Below are 21,376 nucleotides of genomic sequence, written 5' to 3' on the forward strand. Positions count from 1 at the left end.
GCTCATCTTCAGCGAAGACATTCTGAGCGCCTGAGCGCTCATCTTCAGCGAGGACATCTGGGCGCGTGAGCGCTCCTCCTTCCGCGAGGACCCCGAGCGTCGCCGTCAGCGTCCGAGCAGCGTGTCGAACACCGGCAGGCTGAGCAGCAGCGCGAGCGTGATGATCCAGTAGGCGATGAAGCGGAAGTTCCGGTCCGACGTACCGCGAAAGGCGCGGGCACCGAGGAACAGGCCGGCGGCATAGGCCGGCCCGAGCACCAGCACCAGCCAGCCGACCTCGCGCGTCAGCATTCCGTTGGCGGCATAGGCGGTGGCGCTGGCGACCGTGACCAGCGCGAAGAAGCCGAACATGTTCGCCCGCACCAGCGCCGGCGGCTGGTTGCTGCCGAGCCAGTAGGCGACGAGGGGAGGCCCGGACATCTGCGCCGCGCCGCCGAGCACGCCGGCGAAGGCGCCGAGCGCCAGCTTGGAGGGCAGCCGCTGCTGCCCCGAATGACGCCATCCGGCCATCACCGGCGCCAGCATGGCAAGGCCGAGCCCGGCCAGCGCCCAGCGCAGTGCCAGCGGGTCGGCATGCCTGAGGATGGCGACGCCAGCGGGCACGGCGACGACCGCGCCGATGGCGAGCGGGGCGACCTGGCGCCACACGCAGTCACGGAACGCCCTGATGACGAAGGGCAGGGTGAGCGCGGTGTCGACGATGAGCAGCGTCGGCGCCGAGACCCGCGGCCCGTAGGCGGCACTGATCAGCGGCACGAAGATCAGCGCGCCGCCGAAGCCGGCAAAGCCACGTGTCGTTCCCGCGACCAGCGCGGTAAGAAGGGCTCCGGCGAGAACCGGATCGAAGCTCATGGGAAGACCGATGTGAAGGCGCATGCCCGCAGGGCGCGGTGCCCTCAGGTGGTAGTCCTGCCGGTCCGGCGCGTCAATGCGAGCTTCCATCGGCTTTCGTGAACGGGCTCATCGGCAAAACTCGTTTGCGAACAAAGATCGCTCGCGCCACATTCGTCCCAACTTCGCCGCCGCTGCGGCACCACCCTTCGAATTGGCCGCCCGGGCGGCCGGATTGTGATCAATGCAGAAGCCTCTTGCTCCGCGCGCGACCGGCGCCGCCGACGCCGCGCCTCTCAACGGGCGCCTCGTCGGCTATGGCTGCGCGCTCCTTGCCGTCACCATCTGGGGCGCGTGGATCGTCTCGACCCGCCACGCCGTGCACGGCCACCTGCCGCCCGCCACGATCGGCTGGCTGCGCTTCATCGTGCCGGCCACCATGCTCGCCCCCGCCTGGCTGAGGGTCGGCCCGTGGCCCAAGCGCGGCCTGGTGCCGTTCCTTTTCTGCTTCTTCGGCGCCGGCGGCATCTTCTTCCTCGTCGTCGCCAATGCGATGCGCTTCGTGCCGGCGGCCGATGTCGGTCCGCTGCTGCCGGGCACCATGCCGCTCGTGGTGGCGGTGATCTCGGTGCTGGTGTTCCGCGAATGGCTCGGCACGGCGCGGGCGGTCGGCTTCATCTGCATCGCGCTCGGCGTGGTGACGCTGAGCGGGCGCGGCCTGTTCGAGCCCGAGGACGGCGCCTGGCGCGGCCATTTGCTGCTGCTGTGCGGGGCGACGATGTGGGCGGGCTATACGCTCGCCTTCCGGCGCACCGGCATGAAGGCGACCGAGGTGGTGGGGCTGATCGGCCTGTGGTCGGTGCTGATCCTCACCCCCACCGGCCTGCCCGGCGTGGTGACGGCGGTGCGCGAGGGCTACGGCACCGAGGTTCTGTTCCAGTTGCTGATGCAGGGCCTGCTCTCGGGCGTGGTGGCGCTGGTCGCCTTCGGCATCGCCATCGAACGGCTTGGCTCCTCGCGCGCGGCCGCCTTCACCGGCCTCGTGCCCGCGCTCGCCGCGCTCATCGCCGTGCCGGTGCTGGGCGAGCATCCCGACACGGCGGCGATCATCGGTGTCATCGGCACCGGGGTCGGGGTCGCGCTGGCGAGCGGCGCGTTCAGCCGGGCCCGCTAGACGGAAACGGCATTCCCGCTCCGCGCGTTGCGGGCGCGCACGAAGTCGAGGAAGACCCGCAGCGCGACCGGCATGTGGCGCCGGCTCGGATAGTAGAGGAACGGCCCCTCGAAGGGCGGGCACCAGTCCTCCAGCAGCGAGACCAGTTCGCCGCGCGCGACGGCGGGGGCGGCGAACTCGCTGAAGTTCATGCCGATGCCGACGCCGTCGATGGTGGCGCGGATCATCATGTCCGAATTGTTGCTGATGAACGGCCCGCGCGGCTCGATCATCAGCGTTCGGCCGTCCTTCTCGAACTCCCAGGGCCGCACCGCGCCGCCGGCGAAGCGCAGCAGGATGCAGCGGTGCGCGAGCAGGTCGTGCGGCGTCGAGGGCACGCCGTGGCGCTCCAGATAAGAGGGCGAGGCATAGACGCCGTAGCGCTGCGGCGGGCCGAGCGGCACCGCGATCATATCCTGCGCCAGGCTTTCCCCATAGCGCGCGCCGGCGTCGAAGCCGGCCTCGATCACGTCGACGAGGCGCTCCTCCAGATGCACTTCCAGCGTGAGGTCGGGATAGGCGGCGAGGAATTCCGCCAGCATCGGCGCCAGCACCAGCCGCGCCACCGGCCCGGGGACGTTGAGCCGCAACAGGCCGCCCGGGCTGTCGCGGAAGCTGTTCACCTCGTCCAGCGCCTCGCCGAGCTCGTCCAGCATCGGGTTCAGCCGCTCATAGAGCCGCCGGCCCGGCTCGGTCAGCGTGACGCTGCGGGTGGTGCGGTTGAGCAGGCGCACGCCGAGCTGGTGCTCCAGCCGCTTCATGGATTCGCTCAAGGTCGAGGCCGAGACGCCCCGCTCCCTGGCGGCGCGGCGGAAGCTGCGGTGGCGTGCAACGGCGGCGAAGGCATCGAGCAATGCGAGATCGGCAGAATGCATTGTACGGATTTCCGAACGGTTCATTCAGATAAGAATAGATTATCGAACAGGTTCCCCCGCGCCATATCTGGCCCATCCCGCCGGGACTGCCGGCGGCCGCGATGGAGACGCATCATGACCCTTTCCCGCACCAAGCTCGGCGCCACCGGACCGGAGGTCTCCGCCTTCGGCCTCGGCGCCATGGGCATGTCCGGCATGTACGGGCCCGCCGACCGCGAGGAGAGCCTCGCCACGCTGCACGCCGCGCTCGACGCCGGCATGACGCTGATCGACACCGGCGACTTCTACGGCATGGGCCACAACGAGGTGCTGATCGGCGACGCGCTTACGGGCGTGCCGCGCGAGGCCTACCAACTCAGCGTCAAGTTCGGCGCGCTGCGCGACCCGGCCGGCGGCTGGGGCGGCTACGATCTGCGCCCGGCGGCGATCCGCAACGCGCTCGCCCAGTCGCTCAGCAAGCTGCGGGTGGACTACATCGACATCTATCGCCCCGCGCGCCTGCCGGCGGGCACCGATGTGGAGGAGGTGGTCGGCACGCTCGCCGACTTGGTGAAGGCCGGCTATGTGCGCCATATCGGCCTGTCCGAGGTCGGGGTCGAGACCATCCGCCGCGCCGCCGCCGTGCACCCGGTCTGCGACCTGCAGATCGAGTATTCGCTGGTCTCGCGCGGCATCGAGGACGAGATCCTGCCCGCGCTGCGCGAGCTCGGCATCGGCGTCACCGCCTATGGCGTGCTCTCGCGCGGTCTCATCAGCGGCCACTGGCAGGGCACGCAGGGCGCTGGCGATTTCCGCGGCGCCAGCCCGCGCTTCCAGGGCGAGAACGCCGCCGCCAACCTCGCGCTGGTCGAGGCGCTGAGAAAGGTCGCCGAGGCGCGCGGCATCTCGGTGGCGCAGGCGGCGATCGCCTGGGTGGACGCGCAGGGCGCGGACATCGTGCCGCTGGTCGGCGCGCGCCGGCGCGACCGCCTCGCCGAAGCGCTGGGCGCGGCGGACATCCGCCTCTCGCCCGACGATCTCGCCGCGATCGAGACGGCGGTGCCGAAGGGCGCCGCGGCCGGCGAGCGCTATCCGGCCATGGCGATGGCCGATCTCGACAGCGAGCGCAAGGCGCGCTGAGGCACTACAGCCGCACCAGGTCGGTGTGACCGAAGCCCTTCGAGTAGTCGAGCAGCGAGATCACGCTCGGCGTGACGCGGAAGATGCGGATGTCGTCCGGGCTGGGGCGGACGATCGGCACCGGGGCGGGCGCGTCGGCATAGGCGGCGATCATCGCCGTGATCACCCGCTCGGCCTCGGTGCGGTCCCCGACGGCGCGCGCATGGCCGGCCAGCGACAGCGCGCTGATGGCCATGATGTCGGCCGTGTCGCGGTCGATGGTGAGCGAGACGCGGTCGTCGCGGGCGATGTTGGCAGCCTTCTGGCTGTCGAGCGCGCACAGGAAGTAGATCGCCAGCCCGTCATGCACATAGCCGACCGTCGTCGCCTGCGGCCAGCCATCCGGCCGCAGCGTGGCGACGGTACAGATGCGGTGCGTGTCCAGCACCTTCACGATCTTCTCGCGCAGAAGCGGGTCGATCTTCCCGCCGTCGGTCTTCGCGTTCATTGCCGTCACCCCCGAGGGACCGGAGGCGCCAGCATGCGCCCGGCGCGGCGTCCCGGTCTTGACCGGCGTCAACGGGCGCCGGCGATATCAACCTTGCGTTAACCACAACCGGCCGGCGGGCGGGCAGGCGGCGCCCACGGCCTTCACGTTCGTCCTTTGTTCGGGTACGCCGATGATATGGCGCCACCTGCGATTCGCATCCTCGGGCTCGACCCCGGCCTCCGCCGCACCGGATGGGGGGTGATCGAGGCCGCCGGCACGCGGCTGACCTTCGTCGCCTGCGGCACGGTGCTGCCGCCGGAGGAGGGCGGGCTCGCGGACCGCCTCGCCGCGCTCCATACCGAGCTGGCGCGCGTGCTCTCCGCCTATCGCCCGGACGAGGCGGCGGTGGAGGAGACCTTCGTCAACGTCAATCCGGCCTCGACGCTGAAGCTCGGCCAGGCGCGCGGCGTGGTGATGCTCACCCCGGCCCTTGCCGGCGTGCCGGTGTCGGAATATGCCGCGCTGTTTGTGAAGAAAACCGTGGTCGGCGCCGGCCGGGCCGAGAAGGCGCAGATCCGCATGATGATGAAGGTGCTGCTGCCGCAGGCCGATTTCGAGACCGACGACGCCGCCGACGCGCTTGCGGTGGCGGTCACCCACGCCCAGCATAGGGGCATGGCGCAGATGAAGGCCCGGATGGCGGCGCGATGATCGGCAAGCTGAAGGGCGTGGTCGATACCTATGGCGAGGATCACGTCATCCTCGACGTGCACGGGGTGGGCTATCTCGTGCACTGCTCCGGGCGCACGCTGCAGGCGCTGCCGCCGGCGGGGGAGGCGGCGACGCTGTTCATCGAGACCTTCGTGCGCGAGGACATGATCCGGCTCTACGGCTTCGTCTCGAAGGCCGAGAAATCCTGGTTCATCCTGCTGCAGAACGTGCAGGGGGTCGGCTCCAAGGTGGCGCTCAACGTGCTCTCCACCCTCTCGCCCTCCGAGCTCGCCAATGCGGTGGCGATGGGCGACCGGGCGATGGTGGCGCGCGCCAACGGCGTCGGGCCGAAGGTCGCCGCGCGCATCGTCGCCGAGCTCAAGGACAAGGCGCCGGGCTTCGCCGACGTCGACCCCGCGCTGGCCCAGCTCGCCGGGCAGATCGAGGAGCGCAGCGCCCCCGCGCCGGTGAGCGACGCGGTCTCGGCGCTGGTCAATCTCGGCTACGCGCAGGTGCAGGCCAGTGCCGCGGTGGCGGCCGCGCTGCGCGAGGCGGGCGAGGGGGCCGACGCCGCACGGCTGATCCGGCTCGGGCTGAAGGAGCTGGCGCGATGATGCTGCGCCTGCTCTCGCGCCTGCGCGGTGCCGACCGGCGCGAGCCGGCCGTGTGGCCGTGGCCGTCGCGTATCCCGGCCATGATCTTCGCCTATGGCGGCGCGATCATCGCCGTGCTGATGATCGAGCGGCTGATGCACAGCCTGATGTCGGCCAACTACGCCGCCATCGCGGTGGTGCCGGGCGGGCTGGCGGCGGGGATCTGCGCCTTCGCGCTGTCCTTCACGCCGCGCTCGCGGCTGTTCGTGCTCGTCGCGGTGCTGGTGGTGTCGCTGCTGCCGCTCGCCGTGGTCTTCCTGTCGATCGACTTCAAGGAATACGAGGCACTGTTCGAGCACCGCGCCATCATCCTCGCGCCGATCTTCGCGGCGGCGATCGTGATCGTCACCGGCGTGCTGATCGTCGGCGGCGTGTTTCCCTCGCGTCGCGGGAGCCCGCCGGCATGAACACCAAGCGCCTCATCACGCCCGACAAGCGCGAGGAGGACCTCGCCGAGGCGACGCTGCGCCCGCAGACGCTGGCCGATTTCGTCGGGCAGGAACAGGCGCGCGCCAATCTCGACGTGTTCATCAAGGCGGCGAAGGCGCGCGGCGAGGCGCTCGACCACGTGCTGTTCGTCGGCCCGCCCGGGCTCGGCAAGACGACGCTGGCGCAGATCGTCGCGCGCGAGCTGGGCGTCGGCTTCCGCTCCACCTCCGGCCCGGTGATCGCCAAGGCCGGCGACCTCGCGGCGCTGCTGACCAATCTCGAAGAGGGCGACGTCCTCTTCATCGACGAGATCCACCGCCTCAACCCGGCGGTGGAGGAGATCCTCTATCCGGCGATGGAGGACTATGAACTCGACCTCATCATCGGCGAGGGGCCGGCGGCGCGCTCGGTGAAGATCCAGCTCTCCAAATTCACGCTGGTCGGCGCCACCACGCGCTCGGGGCTGCTGACCACGCCGCTGCGCGACCGTTTCGGCATCCCGGTCCGGCTCAATTTCTACACCGTGGACGAGCTGGAGCTGGTGGTCTCGCGCGGGGCGCGGGTATTCGGCATCCCGATCTCGAAGGACGGGGCGCGCGAGATCGCCCGCCGCGCGCGCGGCACGCCGCGCATCGCCGGGCGGCTGCTGCGCCGGGTGCGCGACTTCGCGCTGGTCGCCGGCCGCGACGTGATCGACCGCGCCGCCGCCGACCATGCGCTCGGGCATCTCGAGGTCGACGCCGCCGGGCTCGACCAGATGGACCGGCGCTACCTCACCGTGGTCGCGGTGAACTATGGCGGCGGGCCGGTCGGGGTCGAGACCATCGCGGCGGCGCTGTCCGAGCCGCGCGACGCGATCGAGGAGATCATCGAGCCCTATCTGGTGCAGCAGGGTTTCATCCAGCGCACCCCGCGCGGGCGCATGCTGACGGCCCATGCGTTCAAGCATCTCGGCCTCGCCGTGCCGACCAGCACCAACCAGATGCCGCTCTTCGACGAAGGCGACGAATGACGCGCACGGGGCGGCGTGCATCGGCGCAATCGACGCGGATCGCGCGGTGATGTAAGTGCCATTCACATGAGCTGGTCGAGAAACGGCGAATCCCGCGGCTATCATCACGGCAACCTCCGGGAAGCCCTGATGAAGGCGGCGCTCGAGCTGATCGCGGAGAAGGGCACGGCGGGCGCCACCTTCGCCGAGGCGGCGCGGCGTGCCGGCGTCAGCCCCGCCGCGCCCTACCGCCATTTCCGCGACCGCGACGAGCTACTGGCGGCGGTGGCGACGGAAGGCTTCGAGCGCTTCGCCGCGGCGTTGCAGGCGTCGTGGGGCGAGGGCCGGCCGACACCTGCCGAAGCCTATGAGCGCATGGGACGGGCCTATCTCGATTTCGCCCGCACCCACCCCGCCGACTATGTCGCCATGTTCGAATCCGGCCTGTCGGCCGAGGCGCATCCGGCGCTGGCGCAGGCAAGCCAGGATGCGTTCGGGGTGCTGCGCGCGGCGGCCGACGTGCTGGTCGCCTCGATGCCGGGGCAGGGGCGCCCGCCGGCGCTGATGGTGGCGCTGCACACCTGGGCGCTCGCCCATGGCGTCGCCTCGCTGTTCGGTCGCGCGGACGGGGCGCGGCGCAAGCTGCCCATGTCGCCCGAAGAGCTGCTGGAAGCGGCTTTCCTGGTCTATCTGAAGGGCCTCGGCGCCCCGGCGAACTGAGCCGTCCGCGAAATCGGAAGGGGCGATCCTTGACAACGAGCCGGGCCGTCTCTACCTATGTAAATGTGATTAACATTAACCCAGGAACGGATGCCATGGAGCTCGCACAGAAGCTCGACTACTACGGCAAGCCCGCCTGGATCGCACTCACGGTCCTCGGCTTCATGGCCTGGTGGCCCCTGGGTCTGGCGATCCTGGCTTTCACCATAGGGAGTGGACGGATGTTTTGTGGCGGCAGGCGCGGCTTCGGCCGCTGGCAGGAAGACGGCGCGGAGATGATGCGCAGCGCATTCGGCGGCCGCTGCGGCCGGCGCGGCGGTTTCGCCTCGAGCGGCAATCGCGCCTTCGACGAGTATCGCGAGGAGACGCTGCGCCGCCTTGAGGACGAGCAGAAGGACTTCCGGGACTTCCTAGACCGTCTGCGCCAGGCCAAGGACAAGGCCGAGTTCGACCAGTTCATGACCGAGCGCCGCGACCGTCCCACGCCGCCCCCCTCGGACGTCCCCCCGTCCCAGCCCTGGAACCAGCCCCAGAACGGGGGCTGATCATCCGGCGCCGACCTCCACGCCTGATCGAGACGGCCCGGCCCTGCGCCGGGCCGTTTTCTTTTTGGCAGCACGGCAGGACCGGACCAGCGCGGGCTTTGTTCACAACGCGGCCGCGCTCGGCTATGAGGGCGACTATGAACGAGCGCCCCGAACCGCTGTCGCCGGACGTCCTGAAGGCCGATCCGTTCCTGCACCTCGCCGGCCGGCTGGTGCCGGGCGGGCATGTGCTGCCGGTCCGCGTCTATTACGAGGACACCGACTTCTCCGGCATCGTCTACCACGCCAACTACCTGAAGTTCATGGAGCGCGCCCGCTCCGACCATCTGCGGCTGATCGGCGTGGTGCAGGGGGATCTGTTCGGCGAGGCGCTCGCCGAGGCGCCGGGCTTCGCCTTCGTGGTGCGCTCGATGGAACTCCAGTTTGTGCGGCCGGCCCGCATCGACGACGTGCTGGAGATCCACACCGCCCCGCTCGAGGTGGCGGGCGCCTCGATCACGCTGCAGCAGAAGGTGATGCGCGGCACGGAATTGCTGGTCGAGGGCAAGGTGAAGGTCGCCTTCGTCTCCCAGGGCCGGGCCCGGCGCATCCCCGACGCGCTGCGCCTCGCCATGAAGGCGGCGCAGGAAGAGGCGCCACGAGACGGCGCCGCACCGGACGGGGCTCCGCGCGGCTAGGGAGCACCGGCGCGGGCCCGCCGCTGTTGCGAGGCGGTCACGCTAACGGTGCATTAACCTTGTCGATTGCTTAATCGGGTCGGCGCAACCCTTTGCACGCCCTAGTTTCGTCGGATTCGCCGTCGAACACGGGCGGACGGAAAGAGGGCGGCATGGACCCAGGACACCGCGTCCGGGCCGGTTCGCCCTGCTGGAAATTGCCGCAGGGCGTTGCCGCGTCGTGCTTTCCGGCCGTCCATCCGGGCGTGGCCGGCCTATCGTGCTGAGGTTAACACACACATGAATCCTGCCGATGTGGCGCAGACCGCCATGGCAGCCCCAACCGCGGATCTGACGCTGATCGGGCTGTTCCTCCAGGCCAGCATCGTCGTGAAGATCATCATGGTCGGGCTGATCCTCGCCTCGGTCTGGGTGTGGGCGATCATCATCGACAAGACGATCCTGTTCGGCCGCATGAAGCGCCAGATGGATCGCTTCGAGTCGACCTTCTGGTCCGGCCAGAGCCTCGAGGAGCTTTACCGTTCGCTCGCCTCGCGGCCGAACCATGCCATGGCCGCGATCTTCGTCGCCGCGATGCGGGAGTGGAAACGCTCCTACGAGGGCGGGGCGCGCTCCTTCTCCGGGCTCACCCAGCGTCTCGACAAGGTGATGGACGTGACCATCACCCGCGAGGTCGAGCGGCTGGAGCGTGGGCTGCTGGTGCTGGCGACGGTCGGCTCGGCGGGTCCGTTCATCGGCCTGTTCGGCACGGTGGTCGGCATCATGACCAGCTTCCAGTCGATCGCCGCGTCAAAGAACACCAGCCTCGCGGTGGTGGCGCCGGGCATCGCAGAAGCCCTGTTTGCGACAGCGATCGGCCTTTTCGCCGCCATCCCGGCGACGATTTTCTATAACAAGTTCGTTTCCCAGGTTAATCGACAGGCGCTGAGGCTGGAAGGTTTCGCGGACGAGTTCTCGGCCATCCTGTCCCGGCAGATCGACGAGCGGGGCTGACGAATGGGGATGTCCGCAGGAGGCGGAGGCGGCTGGACGTCGCGGCGCTCGCGCCGGCGCGGCGGCGGCGGCGTCATGTCCGAGATCAACGTCACGCCGATGGTCGACGTGATGCTGGTGCTGCTCATCATCTTCATGGTGGCGGCGCCCATGCTCACCGTGGGCGTGCCGCTCGACCTGCCGCAGACGCAGGCGCAGGCGGTGCCCCAGGACAACGAGCCGCTGGTGGTCAACATCACCAAGGACGGCAAGGTCTATCTCCAGGACACGGAGATCGCGGTCGACGAACTGGTTCCCAAGCTGCAGGCCATCGGCAAGGCGGGCTATGAGGAGCGGATCTTCGTGCGCGCCGACAAGAGCCTCGACTACGGCTCCGTGATGCGCGTCATGGGCCGCCTGTCCGGTGCCGGCTTCAAGCACGTCGCCCTGGTTTCCGAAGTCGAGCAGGGGAGCTGAGCCATGCGCGTCGGCATCGTCTCTTCGACCGCCCTTCATCTCGGCATCATCGGCTTCATGGTGATCTCGTTCGCCTCGCCCTCGCCCTTCGAGGTGCCGCCGAGCGAAGCCATGCCGATCGACATCATCTCCGACGCGGAGATGAGCCAGATGATGGCCGGCAAGAAGGACGCGCCGCGCAAGGAAGACCCCAAGCCGGTGGTCGAGAAGGTCGAGGACAAGCCGAAGCCGGCCGAGAATCTCGAGGCCAAGGTCGAGGACAAGCCGGAGATCAAGGCGAGCCGCGAGGCCGCCGCGCCGCCGCCCCCGCCGCAGGAACAGGCAAAGCCCGCCGAGCAGAAGCCGCCGGCCGAGAAGGCCGAGGCCAAGCCCGAGCCGGCGCCGCCAAAGGACGCGGAATCGCTCGCCGCCAAGCCGCCCGAGCCCAAGCAGGAGCAGCAGCCCAAGCCCGAGGAGACCGCGCAGGCGGCCCCCGCGCCGGTGCCGCCGAGCAAGCCGAAGAACATCCCGCCCAAGGTGGTGCAGGCGCCGCCGAAGGACCAGAAGGAGTTCAACCCGAACGACATCGCCGCGCTGCTGAACAAGCAGGACGCGCGGCGCATGGCCTCGATCGGCGACACCATCAACAATACCAGCTCGCTCGGCGCCTCGACCGGCTACGCCCCGACGCTCTCGCTGACCGAGCTCGACGCGCTGCGGGCCTATCTCGCCCGCTTCTGGCACATGCCGACCGGCGCCGCCGACGTCGGCCGGGTGAAGGTGATGGTGGTGCTGCGGCTCAGCCCGAACCGCACCCTGATCGGCCGGCCGGAGGTCGTGGGCATGGAGAACGCGTCGAACCCCTACGCGCCGCAGATGAGGGAGAGCGTGCTGCGCGCCATCTACGCCGCGGCGCAGCAGCCCAACCCGTTCCCGATGCTGTCGGCCGAGAAATACGACGTCTGGCGGGAGATGCAGCTCACCTTCGATCCCTCATGGATCAACTGACAATGCACGGCGTCGGCAGGACGGGCGGGACGCCGATGGCGGAGTGTGACCTTGCGGAACCTATGCGTGATGTGATTCGACAAAAGACAATTGGGGCGGGCATTCGCCATCAGGGATTAGATTCGAGATCGATATTATGAGTCACATTGTCCGTCCGGGCCGTTCCGGCCTCCTCATCGGTCGCCGCAGTCTCATTGCAGGGGCCGGCGCCCTCACCGGCGTCAGCCTGCTCTCGCGCCCGGCCGAGGCGGTGCTCAAGCTCGACGTGACCGGCGGCACGGTGCAGCCGCTGCCCATCGCCATCACCGATTTCGTCGGCGGCGGCAGCCCGCAGGACGTGGAGGCGGGCAAGGGGGTGACGCAGATCATCACCGCCGACCTGCGCCGTTCCGGCCTGTTCGCGCCGATCGACCCGGCCGCCTTCGTCGAGAAGATCACCAACCCCGACACCTCGCCCCGTTTCCAGGACTGGCGCGTGATCAACGCGCAGGCGCTGGTGACCGGCCGCATGACCCGCCAGCCCGACGGGCGGGTGAAGGCCGAGTTCCGCCTGTGGGACGTGTTCGCCGGCCAGCAGCTCATCGGCCAGCAATATTTCACCCAGCCGGAGAACTGGCGCCGCGTCGCCCACATCATCGCCGATGCGATCTATGAGCGGCTCACCGGCGAGAAGGGCTATTTCGACACGCGCATCGTCTTCGTCGACGAGAGCGGGCCGAAGGAGAAGCGGGTCAAGCGCCTCGCCATCATGGACCAGGATGGCGCCAACGTGACCTATCTCACGCGCGGCGACGACCTCGTGCTGACGCCGCGCTTCTCGCCGACCAGCCAGGAAATCACCTATATGAGCTACGGGCAGGGCGAGCCGCGCGTCTACCTGCTCAACATCGAGAATGGCCAGCGCGAGGTGGTCGGCAACTTCCCGAACATGAGCTTCTCGCCGCGCTTCGCGCCCGACGGGCAGCGGGTGATCCTCTCGCTCCAGCAGGGCGGGGATTCCAACATCTTCGTCATGGACCTGCGCTCCAAGGCGACGACGCGGCTGACCGACACGGCGGCGATCGACACCGCGCCGTGCTATTCGCCGGACGGCTCGCAGATCTGCTTCGAGAGCGACCGCGGCGGCTCCTCGCAGATCTACGTCATGAATCCCGACGGCTCGAACCCGCACCGCATCTCGTTCGGGGAAGGGCGCTATTCGACCCCGGTCTGGTCGCCGCGCGGCGACGTCATCGCCTTCACCCGGCAGGCGCAGGGGCGCTTTGCCATCGGCCTGATGAACCCGGACGGTTCGGGCGAGCGCATCCTGACCGAGGGCTACCACAATGAGGGGCCGACCTTCGCCCCGAACGGACGCGTGATCATGTTCTTCCGCGACCCGGGCGGCGAATCGGGGCCCCAGCTCTATACCGTGGACATCACCGGCTATAACGAGCAGCGGGTGCCGACGCCGAGCTACGCCTCGGACCCGGCATGGTCGCCGCTGCGTTCGTGAGCCGGTAGGGAACGGTTAACCATAAGAGATCGTTGAGGCGATGGTCTTGGAATCGACGCATTTGAGCAAGGTTCCGTAAAGGTTGACGGACCATCCATAAACGTCATCACGCTAGATCGGGGCGCCCGGTCAGGGGAATCAGGAGTCAGCGGTTATGATCGGTATGTTGCGCCATCTGGGCGGAGCGCGCGCCGCCTTCATCATCGGTTTTGCCATGCTCGCGGCAGCCTGCGCGAAGAACCCGATGGATGGTGCAGGCCAGCAGCTTGGCTCGGCCCCTCCCGGCAGCCCTCAGGAGTTCATCGTCTCGGTCGGCGACCGCGTGTTCTTCGAAAGCGACCAGTCCGACCTGTCGGCGCAGGCGCAGGCGACGCTGGACAAGCAGGCGCAGTGGCTGAACCACTACCGGCAGTACACCTTCACCATCGAGGGTCATGCCGACGAGCGCGGCACGCGCGAATACAACATCGCGCTCGGCGCCCGCCGCGCCCAGAGCGTGCGCGACTATCTGGTCGCGCGCGGCGTCGATGCCAACCGCATGCGGACCATCTCCTACGGCAAGGAGCGCCCGGTCGCGGTGTGCAACGACATTTCCTGCTGGTCGCAGAACCGGCGCGCAGTGACGGTGCTGAACGCCACCAACTCCTGACGCACGCTGGGGCAGCTTCGGGGCCCGGTCCGCTTCACGGCGGGCCGGGCCTTGCCATGTCCGGCGTGCCGGGGCTGGCGGGCCACACTTTGGACGCGATCGGCCCGGTATGTTCGGCTATCATGCTGCGGCTCCCGTCGCCGCCTGAAGCCGGCCGCCCGTTCCGGGCCGCCTCAATCCCATCCAAGCTTGCGCTGCCGCTCGCGCCGAAGCCTGCCCAGTTGTCATGATGTTCCGTATCTCGCGATTTTCCGCCCTTCTGCTGCTCGCCGGTCTCACCGCGGCGGTGCCCGCTACCTGGCAGGGCGCGCAGGCGCAGGCGAACAACGATTTCTTCGGCAACCTGTTCAAGCCGCCGGGCCAGGTGCGCCAGGGCAATAACGCCAATGAGGGCGATTCACCCGACTCGCTGTCGGCGCGGATGGACCGGCTCGAGAACCAGATGCGGATGATGACCGGCCAGATCGAGCAGTTGCAGTACCGCAACCAGCAGCTCGAGAACCAGCTCCGCGGCACGCAGGGCGGCGCGGCGCCGGCCGGCATGCCGCCGGCCGCGCCCGGCGCCGGCCGCGGCTCGGACGCGTTCGACCCGTCGAGCCAACCGGGCGCCGCCGGCGCGCCGCGCCCGCTCGGCACCACCGCGCCCTCCGGCCCGCCCCCGGGCGCCTCGGCCGGCACCCCGCCCGGCGCGCCGATGGACCTCGGCGCCCTGTCGGGCTCCGTCGCGGCCGCCCCGGCGCCGAGCTCGGAGAGCCCGAAGGACCTGTACGACCGCGCCTATGGCTACATGCTGCAGCAGGACTACAGCCAGTCCGGCCAGGCGTTCGAGCAGTTCATCCAGCTCTATCCCAACGACCGGGCCGCGCCGGACGCCTATTACTGGCTCGGCGAGACGCAGTTCCTGCGCAAGTCCTACAAGGAGGCGGCGCAGAGCTTCCTCAAGGTCTCGACTGACTATCCCAACGCCGTGAAGGCGCCGGACGCGCTGCTGCGGCTCGGCCAGTCGCTCGCCGCGATCGGCGAAAAGGACGCGGCCTGCGCCACGCTCAACGCCGTCAACAACAAGTATCCGCGCGCCTCCACCACCATCAAGCAGGGTGTGGCGCAGGAGCAGAAGCGTGCCGGCTGCTGAGGCAGCACCACGCTCCCGCGGGTCCGGCGACGCCGCGCTCGCAACCTCCTTCGCGCCCTTCGAGCGGCACCGCAAGGTGCTCCTCGCGGTTTCCGGCGGCCCCGATTCCACCGCGCTGATGCTGCTCGCCAGCCGCTGGCGCGCGGCCATGGCCGAGACGTCGGCGAAGGTGCCGGAGCTTGCCGTCGCCACGGTCGACCACGGGCTGCGGCCCGATGCGCGGGCCGAGGCCGAGGCGGTCGGCCGGCTCGCCGGTGCGCTCGGGCTCGACCATGCCGTGCTCGGCCTGCCGCGCCGCCTGCCGGCGACCGGCGTGCAGGAGATGGCCCGAAACGCCCGCTACGACGTGCTCCTCGCCCATGCCCGCGCGATCGGGGCCGATGCCATCGCGACCGCCCATACCGGCGACGACCAGGCCGAGACGGTGCTGTTCCGGCTGATGCGCGGTTCCGGCCTGTCCGGCCTCGCCGCGATTCCCGCCGAGCGCGACCTCGAGGGTGTCGCCCTGCTGCGCCCGCTGCTCGGCTGGGCCAAGGACGAATTGATCGCCGTCTGCGCCGCGGCCGGGGTCGATTTTGCTCGCGATCCCTCCAATGCCGACCCGCGCTTCGCCCGCGCGCGCCTGCGCGCGCTCATGCCCGAACTGGCGCGCGAGGGGCTTGACGCCGCCCGCCTCGCCCGCCTCGCGGCGCGGATGGCGCGGGCCGATGCCGCGCTGGAGGCGGCGACCGACACCGCCGCCGCCGCGCTGTGGCGCGAGCAGGGGGATGGAATCGCCGTCGACCGCGCGGGCCTGCTCGCCCTGCCGGCGGAGATCGGCCTGCGACTCATTGGCCGGGCTGTCGAACGGGCGGGCGGGCGCGCGCCCGAGCTCGCCAAGCTGGAGGCGGTGCTGGCCTGGCTTTCCGCCTTGCCGGCCGGCACGGGCGGGGCGCGCACCCTCGCGGGCGCGCTGATCCGGGCCGGGCAGGTGCGGGTGACGGTGCGGCAGGCGCCGGCGCGCCGGCCGGGAACCGGGCGTCCCGGCGGGGCGTCGACACGCGACCGAGAGAACGCCCGCTGACGTGAATGTGCGCCTTGCCGTTAGCCGCTTTTTTTGCTGCATCTTGGCAACGATCAATGGCGGACCTAAATTACGGTGCGACAAGGGAGGTCCGCCAGCGCCGGCGGAACCCGAGCGTCGGGCTTATCCGACGCCGAAAGGAACGAGATGAACGCCAATATCCGGAATTTCGCCCTGTGGGTGATCATCGTTCTGCTGCTTCTGGCGCTTTTCTCGCTGTTCCAGAACCCGGCGCAGCGTCAGACGGCAAACGACATCAGCTTCTCGCAGCTCCTCAACGAGGTCGATCAGGGCCGCGTGCGCGACGTGGTGATCCAGGGCCCGGAAATCACCGGCTCCTTCACCGACGGCCGCGCCTTCCAGACCTACGCGCCGAACGATCCCTCGCTGGTGCAGCGGCTCTACGGCAAGGGGGTGTCGATCACCGCCAAGCCGCAGCAGGACAACGTCCCGTGGTTCGTCAGCCTGCTCATCTCCTGGCTGCCCTTCATCGCACTGATCGGCGTGTGGATCTTCCTCTCGCGCCAGATGCAGGGCGCGGGCGGCAAGGCCATGGGATTCGGCAAGAGCCGCGCCAAGCTGCTGACCGAGGCGCACGGGCGCGTCACCTTCGAGGACGTGGCGGGCATCGACGAGGCCAAGAGCGACCTCACCGAGATCGTGGAATTCCTGCGTGATCCGCAGAAGTTCCAGCGCCTCGGCGGGCGCATCCCGCGCGGCGTGCTGCTGGTCGGCCCGCCCGGCACCGGCAAGACGCTGCTGGCGCGCGCCATCGCCGGCGAGGCCAATGTGCCGTTCTTCACCATTTCCGGCTCGGACTTCGTCGAGATGTTCGTTGGTGTCGGTGCCAGCCGCGTGCGCGACATGTTCGAGCAGGCGAAGAAGAACGCGCCGTGCATCATCTTCATCGACGAGATCGACGCGGTCGGCCGCCATCGCGGTGCCGGCCTCGGCGGCGGCAATGACGAGCGCGAGCAGACGCTGAACCAACTCCTGGTCGAGATGGACGGCTTCGAGGCCAACGAGGGAATCATCCTCATCGCCGCGACCAACCGCCCCGACGTGCTCGACCCCGCGCTGCTGCGTCCCGGCCGCTTCGACCGCCAGGTCATCGTGCCGAACCCGGACGTCGTCGGCCGCGAGCAGATCCTCAAGGTCCACGCCCGCAAGGTGCCGATCGCGCCGGACGTCAACCTCAAGGTCATCGCGCGCGGCACGCCCGGCTTCTCCGGCGCCGACCTCGCCAATCTCTGCAACGAGGCCGCCCTCATGGCCGCCCGGCGCAACAAGCGCATGGTGACGATGAGCGACTTCGAGGACGCCAAGGACAAGGTGATGATGGGCGCGGAACGCCGCTCGCTCGTCATGACCGAGGACGAGAAGATGCTGACCGCCTATCACGAAGGCGGGCATGCGATCGTCGCCCTCAACGTCCCGGCCACCGACCCTGTGCACAAGGCGACCATCATCCCGCGCGGGCGGGCGCTCGGCATGGTCATGCAGCTTCCCGAGCGGGACAAGCTGTCCATGAGCTACGAGCAGATGACCTCGCGCCTCGCCATCATGATGGGCGGGCGCGTGGCCGAGGAACTGATCTTCGGCCACGACAAGGTCACCTCGGGCGCCGCCTCCGACATCGAGCAGGCCACCCGCCTCGCCCGCATGATGGTCACGCGCTGGGGCTTCTCGGACAAGCTCGGCCAGGTCGCCTATGGCGAGAACCAGGACGAGGTGTTCCTCGGCATGTCGATGCAGCGCCAGCAGAACGTCTCCGAGGCGACGGCGCAGACCATCGACAGCGAAGTGCGCCGCCTCGTCGACGAGGGCTATGGGGAGGCCAACCGCATCCTCACCGAGCACAAGGACCAGCTCGAGACGCTGGCCCGCGGCCTGCTGGAGTACGAGACGCTCTCGGGCGACGAGATCGTCAATCTGCTCGACGGCCAGCCGCCGGTGCGCGACACCACGATCGAGCCCGCCCATACGCGCGGCTCGGTGGTGCCCACCGCGGGCAAGAACCGCCCGCCGCGCCCCGATGCCGGCATGGAGCCGCAGCCGCAGGCCTGAGCCGGCGACAACGAACGAGTTGAAGAGCCCCGGGCCTCGTGTCCGGGGCTCTTTTCTTTTGAGCCGGCGGGCGGGAGAGGGCGGCGAGGGGCGGATCCGGCAGCGGATCGCTTTCATGCCTCGACCGCCTGCAGGCCGAACTGCGGGTCGCGCCCGCGGGCCTCAGCGTGGCAGAATCCTGCGCATGCTCTGATCGCCGCCCCATGGGACGCGGTCCGACCGGGCCGGCCGGTGCCTCGCATTTCCGCACACTCCCCTTCATTCGCCCGAATCCTGACCTCTGGACGAAAGTCTGAAGGGTGCTGGAGCACCATGGCATGATCGTTGAATGGCTTCCGCAACGGGAACGGGCATCGCGCCCTGTCACAGCAGCGGAGGAGTTCGGCATGACGGCGAAAGTGCACCCGGTGGACGAGCGACTCCCCTGGCCGCGGCTGACCACGCTCGGTCTCCAGCATGTGCTGGTCATGTATGCCGGCGCGGTGGCGGTGCCGCTCATCGTCGGCCGAGCACTGAAGCTGGCGCCGGAGGACGTCGCTTTCCTCATCAGCGCGGACCTGTTCACCTGCGGCATCGCCACGCTGATCCAGAGCATCGGCTTCCCGGGCGTGGGCATCCGCCTGCCGGTGATGATGGGCGTCACCTTCGCCTCGGTCGGGCCGATGCTCTCCATCGCCACCACCGGCGACATCGGCATCCTCGGCATCTACGGGGCGGTCATCGCGGCCGGCATCTTCGGCATCGTCATCGCGCCCTTCGTCTCGCGGCTGCTGCCGCTGTTCCCGCCGGTGGTGACGGGCACCATCATCATGGTGATCGGCATCTCGCTGATGCGGGTGGGCATCAACTGGGCCGGCGGCGGGCTGCCCACGCTGACGCGGGTGGTGGACGGCGAGCGCGGCGCCTTTCCCAATCCGGCCTACGGTCAGCTCGGCGGGCTCGCCATCGCGCTGTTCGTGCTTCTCGCCATCCTTGCCCTGACCCGGTGGGGAAAGGGCTTCGTCGCCAATGTCGCAGTGCTGCTCGGCATCGTCGCCGGCTGCGTGCTGGCGAGCGTCATCGGCGTGATGCACTTCGACAAGGTGGCCGCAGCGCCCTGGTTCGGCGTCGTGGTGCCGTTCCATTTCGGCGTGCCGGAGTTCCATCTCGTGCCGGCGCTGACCATGTGCCTCGTCATGATCGTGGTGATGATCGAATCGCTCGGCATGTTCCTCGCGCTCGGGGAGATGACCGGCCGGCACATCGACCGCGCCGCCCTCACGGCGGGCCTGCGCGCGGACGGCGTCGGTACGCTGTTCGGCGGCATCTTCAACACCTTCCCCTACACCTCGTTCTCGCAGAATGTCGGCCTGGTCGGGGTCACGGGCGTGCGCTCGCGCTATGTCACGGCGGCGGGCGGGGTCATCATGCTCGCGCTCGGGCTGCTGCCGAAGATGGCCGCCATCGTCGAGGCGGTGCCGCAGGTGGTGCTCGGCGGCGCCGGGCTGGTCATGTTCGGCATGGTCGCCGCCACCGGCGCGCGCATCCTCACCGCGGTCGATTTCCGCGACAACCGGTTCAACCTCTACGTCGTCGCCGTGTCGGTCGGCTTCGGCATGATCCCGCAGGTGGCGCCGAACTTCTTCCGGAATCTGCCGCACGCCCTGCATCCGCTGCTCGAATCCGGCATCCTGCTGGCGGCGATCTCGGCGGTGCTGCTGAACGCCTTCTTCAACGGCGTGCGCAGCGCCGAGGAGGCGGAGCGCGAGGTGGCCGCGGCCGCGGCGGCGGCAGAGCACGGCTGAGTTGCATTGCAAGGTGCGCTTACACTTTGTGAAACCCTTTCGTTCAATGTCGGTGCTAGACAGATGACATGGCGGCGCGCGGTCCCCCCGCGCGGCCGCCCTCGTTCGATGGTCGGTGCCCCCAGAGGCCGCCGATCCGTGAGGGGCTGAAGATGGGACGCAGTTATTTCGGTACGGACGGCATTCGCGGCCGGGCCAACGGGGCCATTACGCCCGAGCTGGCGCTGCGCGTCGGCATGGCGGCGGGCTATGTCTTCCACCGCGGCGACCATCGCCACCGCGTGGTGATCGGCAAGGACACGCGCCTGTCCGGCTACATGATCGAGAACGCGCTGGTCGCGGGCTTCACCTCGGTGGGCATGGACGTGCTGCTGCTCGGGCCGATGCCGACCCCGGCCGTGGCGATGCTCACCCGTTCCATGCGCGCCGATCTCGGCGTCATGATCTCCGCCTCGCACAACCCGTTCGACGACAACGGCATCAAGCTGTTCGGGCCGGACGGCTACAAGCTGTCCGACGCCATCGAGAGCGAGATCGAGGAGCTCATCGGCGCCGAGAACATGTCGGCCCAGCTCGTCGAGCCGGCGCAGATGGGCCGGGCCAAGCGGCTGGAGAGCGTGCATGCGCGCTATATCGAGTTCGCCAAGCGCACCCTGCCGCGCAACCAGTCCTTCGAGGGCATGCGGGTGGTGGTGGACTGCGCCCACGGCGCCGCCTACCGCGTCGCGCCGGAAGCGCTGTGGGAGCTCGGCTGCGAGGTGATCGCCATCGGCGACAAGCCGGACGGCTTCAACATCAACCGCGAGGTCGGCTCGACCGCGCCCGAGGCCCTGATGGCCAAGGTGCGCGAGGTGCGGGCCGATATCGGCATCGCGCTCGACGGCGACGCCGACCGTGTGCTGATCGTCGACGAGAAGGGCCATCTGGTCGACGGTGACCAGCTCATGGCCGTGGTGGCGGAAAGCTTCAAGGAGGAGGGGCGGCTCTCGCGCGAGGGCATCGTCGCCACCGTGATGTCGAATCTCGGCCTCGAGCGGCATCTGGCCGGGCTCGGCCTGTCGCTGGTGCGCACGCCGGTCGGCGACCGCTACGTGCTGGAGCGCATGCGCTCCGAAGGCTTCAACGTCGGAGGCGAGCAGTCCGGCCACATCATCCTGTCCGACTATTCGACCACGGGCGACGGCCTCGTGGCGGCACTGCAGGTGCTGGCCGTGGTGCAGCGCCACCAGCGGCCGGTCTCCGAGGTGTGCCACCGCTTCGACGCGCTGCCGCAGATCCTCAAGAACGTGCGCTACAAGAAGGGCCGCCCGCTCGACGATGACGGCGTGATCCGGGCCATCGCCGCCGCCGAGCTCAAGCTCAACAGCCATGGCCGGCTGCTGATCCGCCCCTCCGGCACCGAGCCGGTGATCCGCATCATGGGCGAGGGCGACGACCGCGACCTGGTGGAGGCCGTGGTGGCGGACGTGGTCGAGGCGGTCGGCGTCGCCGCGATCTGACGGCGGCGCGGCCGCCTT

At 69.4% G+C, this 21,376-nt stretch carries 22 protein-coding genes; 19 read left to right on the forward strand and 3 right to left on the reverse strand.

Annotated elements, in window-relative coordinates:
• Positions 1–105 precede the first annotated feature (105 nt).
• Positions 106–942 carry a sulfite exporter TauE/SafE family protein gene (locus NVS83_RS15965; protein WP_258740205.1) on the reverse strand — a complete coding sequence of 279 codons (837 nt, stop codon included), beginning with the start codon at positions 940–942 and terminating at the stop codon, positions 106–108.
• Positions 943–1,075: 133 nt separating this feature from the next.
• On the opposite strand from NVS83_RS15965, the gene NVS83_RS15970 reads away from it, so the two are divergent.
• The gene (locus NVS83_RS15970; RefSeq protein ID WP_258740206.1) at positions 1,076–2,005 is read left to right on the forward strand and encodes a DMT family transporter; all 930 of its coding nucleotides are present in this window, start codon (positions 1,076–1,078) and stop codon (positions 2,003–2,005) included.
• Here NVS83_RS15970 and NVS83_RS15975 read toward each other — a convergent pair.
• Positions 2,002–2,919, reverse strand: coding sequence for a LysR family transcriptional regulator (locus tag NVS83_RS15975; RefSeq protein ID WP_258740207.1), 918 nt, complete (start codon positions 2,917–2,919; stop codon positions 2,002–2,004). The genes NVS83_RS15970 and NVS83_RS15975 overlap by 4 nt on opposite strands.
• 114 nt (positions 2,920–3,033) lie before the next feature.
• On the opposite strand from NVS83_RS15975, the gene NVS83_RS15980 reads away from it, so the two are divergent.
• Positions 3,034–4,038 (forward strand): aldo/keto reductase, encoded by a 1,005-nt coding sequence (locus NVS83_RS15980; protein WP_258740209.1) that lies wholly within the window; start codon positions 3,034–3,036, stop codon positions 4,036–4,038.
• A 4-nt stretch (positions 4,039–4,042) separates the two neighbouring features.
• Here NVS83_RS15980 and NVS83_RS15985 read toward each other — a convergent pair whose 3' ends face one another.
• Positions 4,043–4,525, reverse strand: a complete 483-nt coding sequence (locus tag NVS83_RS15985) for a pyridoxamine 5'-phosphate oxidase family protein (RefSeq protein WP_309486209.1) — start codon at positions 4,523–4,525, stop codon at positions 4,043–4,045.
• A 177-nt stretch (positions 4,526–4,702) separates the two neighbouring features.
• Between NVS83_RS15985 and ruvC the strand changes: the two genes are divergently transcribed.
• The 17 genes from ruvC to glmM all read left to right on the forward strand — a co-directional run bounded on the left by ruvC (position 4,703) and on the right by glmM (position 21,358).
• A complete protein-coding gene (gene ruvC, locus NVS83_RS15990) occupies positions 4,703–5,218 on the forward strand; it encodes a crossover junction endodeoxyribonuclease RuvC (RefSeq protein WP_258740210.1) in 516 nt (171 codons plus the stop codon).
• Entirely contained in the window at positions 5,215–5,832 is a 618-nt protein-coding gene (gene ruvA / locus NVS83_RS15995) for a Holliday junction branch migration protein RuvA (protein WP_258740211.1), read from the forward strand. The genes ruvC and ruvA overlap by 4 nt, the downstream gene beginning before the upstream one ends.
• A complete protein-coding gene (locus NVS83_RS16000) occupies positions 5,829–6,278 on the forward strand; it encodes a hypothetical protein (RefSeq protein ID WP_258740212.1) in 450 nt (149 codons plus the stop codon). The genes ruvA and NVS83_RS16000 overlap by 4 nt, the downstream gene beginning before the upstream one ends.
• Positions 6,275–7,312 carry a Holliday junction branch migration DNA helicase RuvB gene (gene ruvB / locus NVS83_RS16005; protein WP_258740213.1) on the forward strand — a complete coding sequence of 346 codons (1,038 nt, stop codon included), beginning with the start codon at positions 6,275–6,277 and terminating at the stop codon, positions 7,310–7,312. The genes NVS83_RS16000 and ruvB overlap by 4 nt, the downstream gene beginning before the upstream one ends.
• Before the next feature lie 66 nt (positions 7,313–7,378).
• Positions 7,379–8,011: a TetR/AcrR family transcriptional regulator gene (locus NVS83_RS16010; RefSeq protein ID WP_258740214.1), complete on the forward strand. Its 633-nt coding sequence runs from the start codon at positions 7,379–7,381 to the stop codon at positions 8,009–8,011.
• 95 nt (positions 8,012–8,106) lie between these two features.
• Complete coding sequence (locus NVS83_RS16015; RefSeq protein ID WP_258734747.1) at positions 8,107–8,556, forward strand: DUF2852 domain-containing protein; 450 nt, start codon at positions 8,107–8,109, stop codon at positions 8,554–8,556.
• A 137-nt stretch (positions 8,557–8,693) separates the two neighbouring features.
• Positions 8,694–9,233, forward strand: coding sequence for a tol-pal system-associated acyl-CoA thioesterase (gene ybgC / locus NVS83_RS16020; RefSeq protein WP_258740215.1), 540 nt, complete (start codon positions 8,694–8,696; stop codon positions 9,231–9,233).
• A gap of 279 nt (positions 9,234–9,512) precedes the next feature.
• On the forward strand, positions 9,513–10,226 hold the full coding sequence (gene tolQ / locus NVS83_RS16025; RefSeq protein ID WP_258734749.1) for a protein TolQ: 714 nt from the start codon (positions 9,513–9,515) through the stop codon (positions 10,224–10,226).
• Between the two features lie 3 nt (positions 10,227–10,229).
• Entirely contained in the window at positions 10,230–10,682 is a 453-nt protein-coding gene (gene tolR, locus NVS83_RS16030) for a protein TolR (protein WP_258740217.1), read from the forward strand.
• 3 nt (positions 10,683–10,685) lie between these two features.
• Positions 10,686–11,669, forward strand: coding sequence for a cell envelope integrity protein TolA (tolA, locus tag NVS83_RS16035; RefSeq protein WP_258740218.1), 984 nt, complete (start codon positions 10,686–10,688; stop codon positions 11,667–11,669).
• Positions 11,670–11,805: 136 nt separating this feature from the next.
• Positions 11,806–13,164 carry a Tol-Pal system beta propeller repeat protein TolB gene (gene tolB / locus NVS83_RS16040; protein ID WP_258740219.1) on the forward strand — a complete coding sequence of 453 codons (1,359 nt, stop codon included), beginning with the start codon at positions 11,806–11,808 and terminating at the stop codon, positions 13,162–13,164.
• Between the two features lie 163 nt (positions 13,165–13,327).
• Complete coding sequence (pal, locus tag NVS83_RS16045; RefSeq protein WP_374114619.1) at positions 13,328–13,813, forward strand: peptidoglycan-associated lipoprotein Pal; 486 nt, start codon at positions 13,328–13,330, stop codon at positions 13,811–13,813.
• Positions 13,814–14,039: 226 nt separating this feature from the next.
• On the forward strand, positions 14,040–14,945 hold the full coding sequence (gene ybgF, locus NVS83_RS16050; RefSeq protein WP_258740220.1) for a tol-pal system protein YbgF: 906 nt from the start codon (positions 14,040–14,042) through the stop codon (positions 14,943–14,945).
• The gene (gene tilS / locus NVS83_RS16055) at positions 14,932–16,008 is read left to right on the forward strand and encodes a tRNA lysidine(34) synthetase TilS (RefSeq protein ID WP_258740221.1); all 1,077 of its coding nucleotides are present in this window, start codon (positions 14,932–14,934) and stop codon (positions 16,006–16,008) included. Before ybgF ends, tilS begins: the two co-directional genes overlap by 14 nt.
• Before the next feature lie 147 nt (positions 16,009–16,155).
• Entirely contained in the window at positions 16,156–18,075 is a 1,920-nt protein-coding gene (gene ftsH / locus NVS83_RS16060) for an ATP-dependent zinc metalloprotease FtsH (RefSeq protein WP_258734756.1), read from the forward strand.
• A gap of 386 nt (positions 18,076–18,461) precedes the next feature.
• Entirely contained in the window at positions 18,462–19,859 is a 1,398-nt protein-coding gene (locus tag NVS83_RS16065) for a nucleobase:cation symporter-2 family protein (RefSeq protein WP_258740222.1), read from the forward strand.
• A 152-nt stretch (positions 19,860–20,011) separates the two neighbouring features.
• Positions 20,012–21,358 carry a phosphoglucosamine mutase gene (gene glmM / locus NVS83_RS16070; RefSeq protein ID WP_258734758.1) on the forward strand — a complete coding sequence of 449 codons (1,347 nt, stop codon included), beginning with the start codon at positions 20,012–20,014 and terminating at the stop codon, positions 21,356–21,358.
• The last annotated feature ends 18 nt before the right edge of the window (positions 21,359–21,376 follow it).

It is taken from the genome of Ancylobacter mangrovi, from assembly GCF_024752335.1.
Classification (GTDB): Bacteria; Pseudomonadota; Alphaproteobacteria; order Rhizobiales; family Xanthobacteraceae; genus Ancylobacter; species Ancylobacter mangrovi.

Bases quoted from the DNA above. Each gene is read 5' to 3' on its own strand.
- NVS83_RS16065 (WP_258740222.1), top strand. From the start codon at position 18,462: ATGACGGCGAAAGTGCACCCGGTGGACGAGCGACTCCCCTGGCCGCGG.
- NVS83_RS15970 (WP_258740206.1), top strand. From the start codon at position 1,076: ATGCAGAAGCCTCTTGCTCCGCGCGCGACCGGCGCCGCCGACGCCGCG.
- ybgF (WP_258740220.1), top strand. From the start codon at position 14,040: ATGATGTTCCGTATCTCGCGATTTTCCGCCCTTCTGCTGCTCGCCGGT.
- ruvC (WP_258740210.1), top strand. From the start codon at position 4,703: ATGGCGCCACCTGCGATTCGCATCCTCGGGCTCGACCCCGGCCTCCGC.
- ruvB (WP_258740213.1), top strand. From the start codon at position 6,275: ATGAACACCAAGCGCCTCATCACGCCCGACAAGCGCGAGGAGGACCTC.
- tolA (WP_258740218.1), top strand. From the start codon at position 10,686: ATGCGCGTCGGCATCGTCTCTTCGACCGCCCTTCATCTCGGCATCATC.
- tolQ (WP_258734749.1), top strand. From the start codon at position 9,513: ATGAATCCTGCCGATGTGGCGCAGACCGCCATGGCAGCCCCAACCGCG.
- NVS83_RS15965 (WP_258740205.1), bottom strand. From the start codon at position 942: ATGGAAGCTCGCATTGACGCGCCGGACCGGCAGGACTACCACCTGAGG.
- ybgC (WP_258740215.1), top strand. From the start codon at position 8,694: ATGAACGAGCGCCCCGAACCGCTGTCGCCGGACGTCCTGAAGGCCGAT.
- glmM (WP_258734758.1), top strand. From the start codon at position 20,012: ATGGGACGCAGTTATTTCGGTACGGACGGCATTCGCGGCCGGGCCAAC.
- NVS83_RS16010 (WP_258740214.1), top strand. From the start codon at position 7,379: ATGAGCTGGTCGAGAAACGGCGAATCCCGCGGCTATCATCACGGCAAC.
- NVS83_RS15985 (WP_309486209.1), bottom strand. From the start codon at position 4,525: ATGAACGCGAAGACCGACGGCGGGAAGATCGACCCGCTTCTGCGCGAG.
- ftsH (WP_258734756.1), top strand. From the start codon at position 16,156: ATGAACGCCAATATCCGGAATTTCGCCCTGTGGGTGATCATCGTTCTG.
- NVS83_RS15975 (WP_258740207.1), bottom strand. From the start codon at position 2,919: ATGCATTCTGCCGATCTCGCATTGCTCGATGCCTTCGCCGCCGTTGCA.
- NVS83_RS16015 (WP_258734747.1), top strand. From the start codon at position 8,107: ATGGAGCTCGCACAGAAGCTCGACTACTACGGCAAGCCCGCCTGGATC.
- NVS83_RS15980 (WP_258740209.1), top strand. From the start codon at position 3,034: ATGACCCTTTCCCGCACCAAGCTCGGCGCCACCGGACCGGAGGTCTCC.
- tolR (WP_258740217.1), top strand. From the start codon at position 10,230: ATGGGGATGTCCGCAGGAGGCGGAGGCGGCTGGACGTCGCGGCGCTCG.
- tolB (WP_258740219.1), top strand. From the start codon at position 11,806: ATGAGTCACATTGTCCGTCCGGGCCGTTCCGGCCTCCTCATCGGTCGC.
- pal (WP_374114619.1), top strand. From the start codon at position 13,328: ATGTTGCGCCATCTGGGCGGAGCGCGCGCCGCCTTCATCATCGGTTTT.
- NVS83_RS16000 (WP_258740212.1), top strand. From the start codon at position 5,829: ATGATGCTGCGCCTGCTCTCGCGCCTGCGCGGTGCCGACCGGCGCGAG.
- ruvA (WP_258740211.1), top strand. From the start codon at position 5,215: ATGATCGGCAAGCTGAAGGGCGTGGTCGATACCTATGGCGAGGATCAC.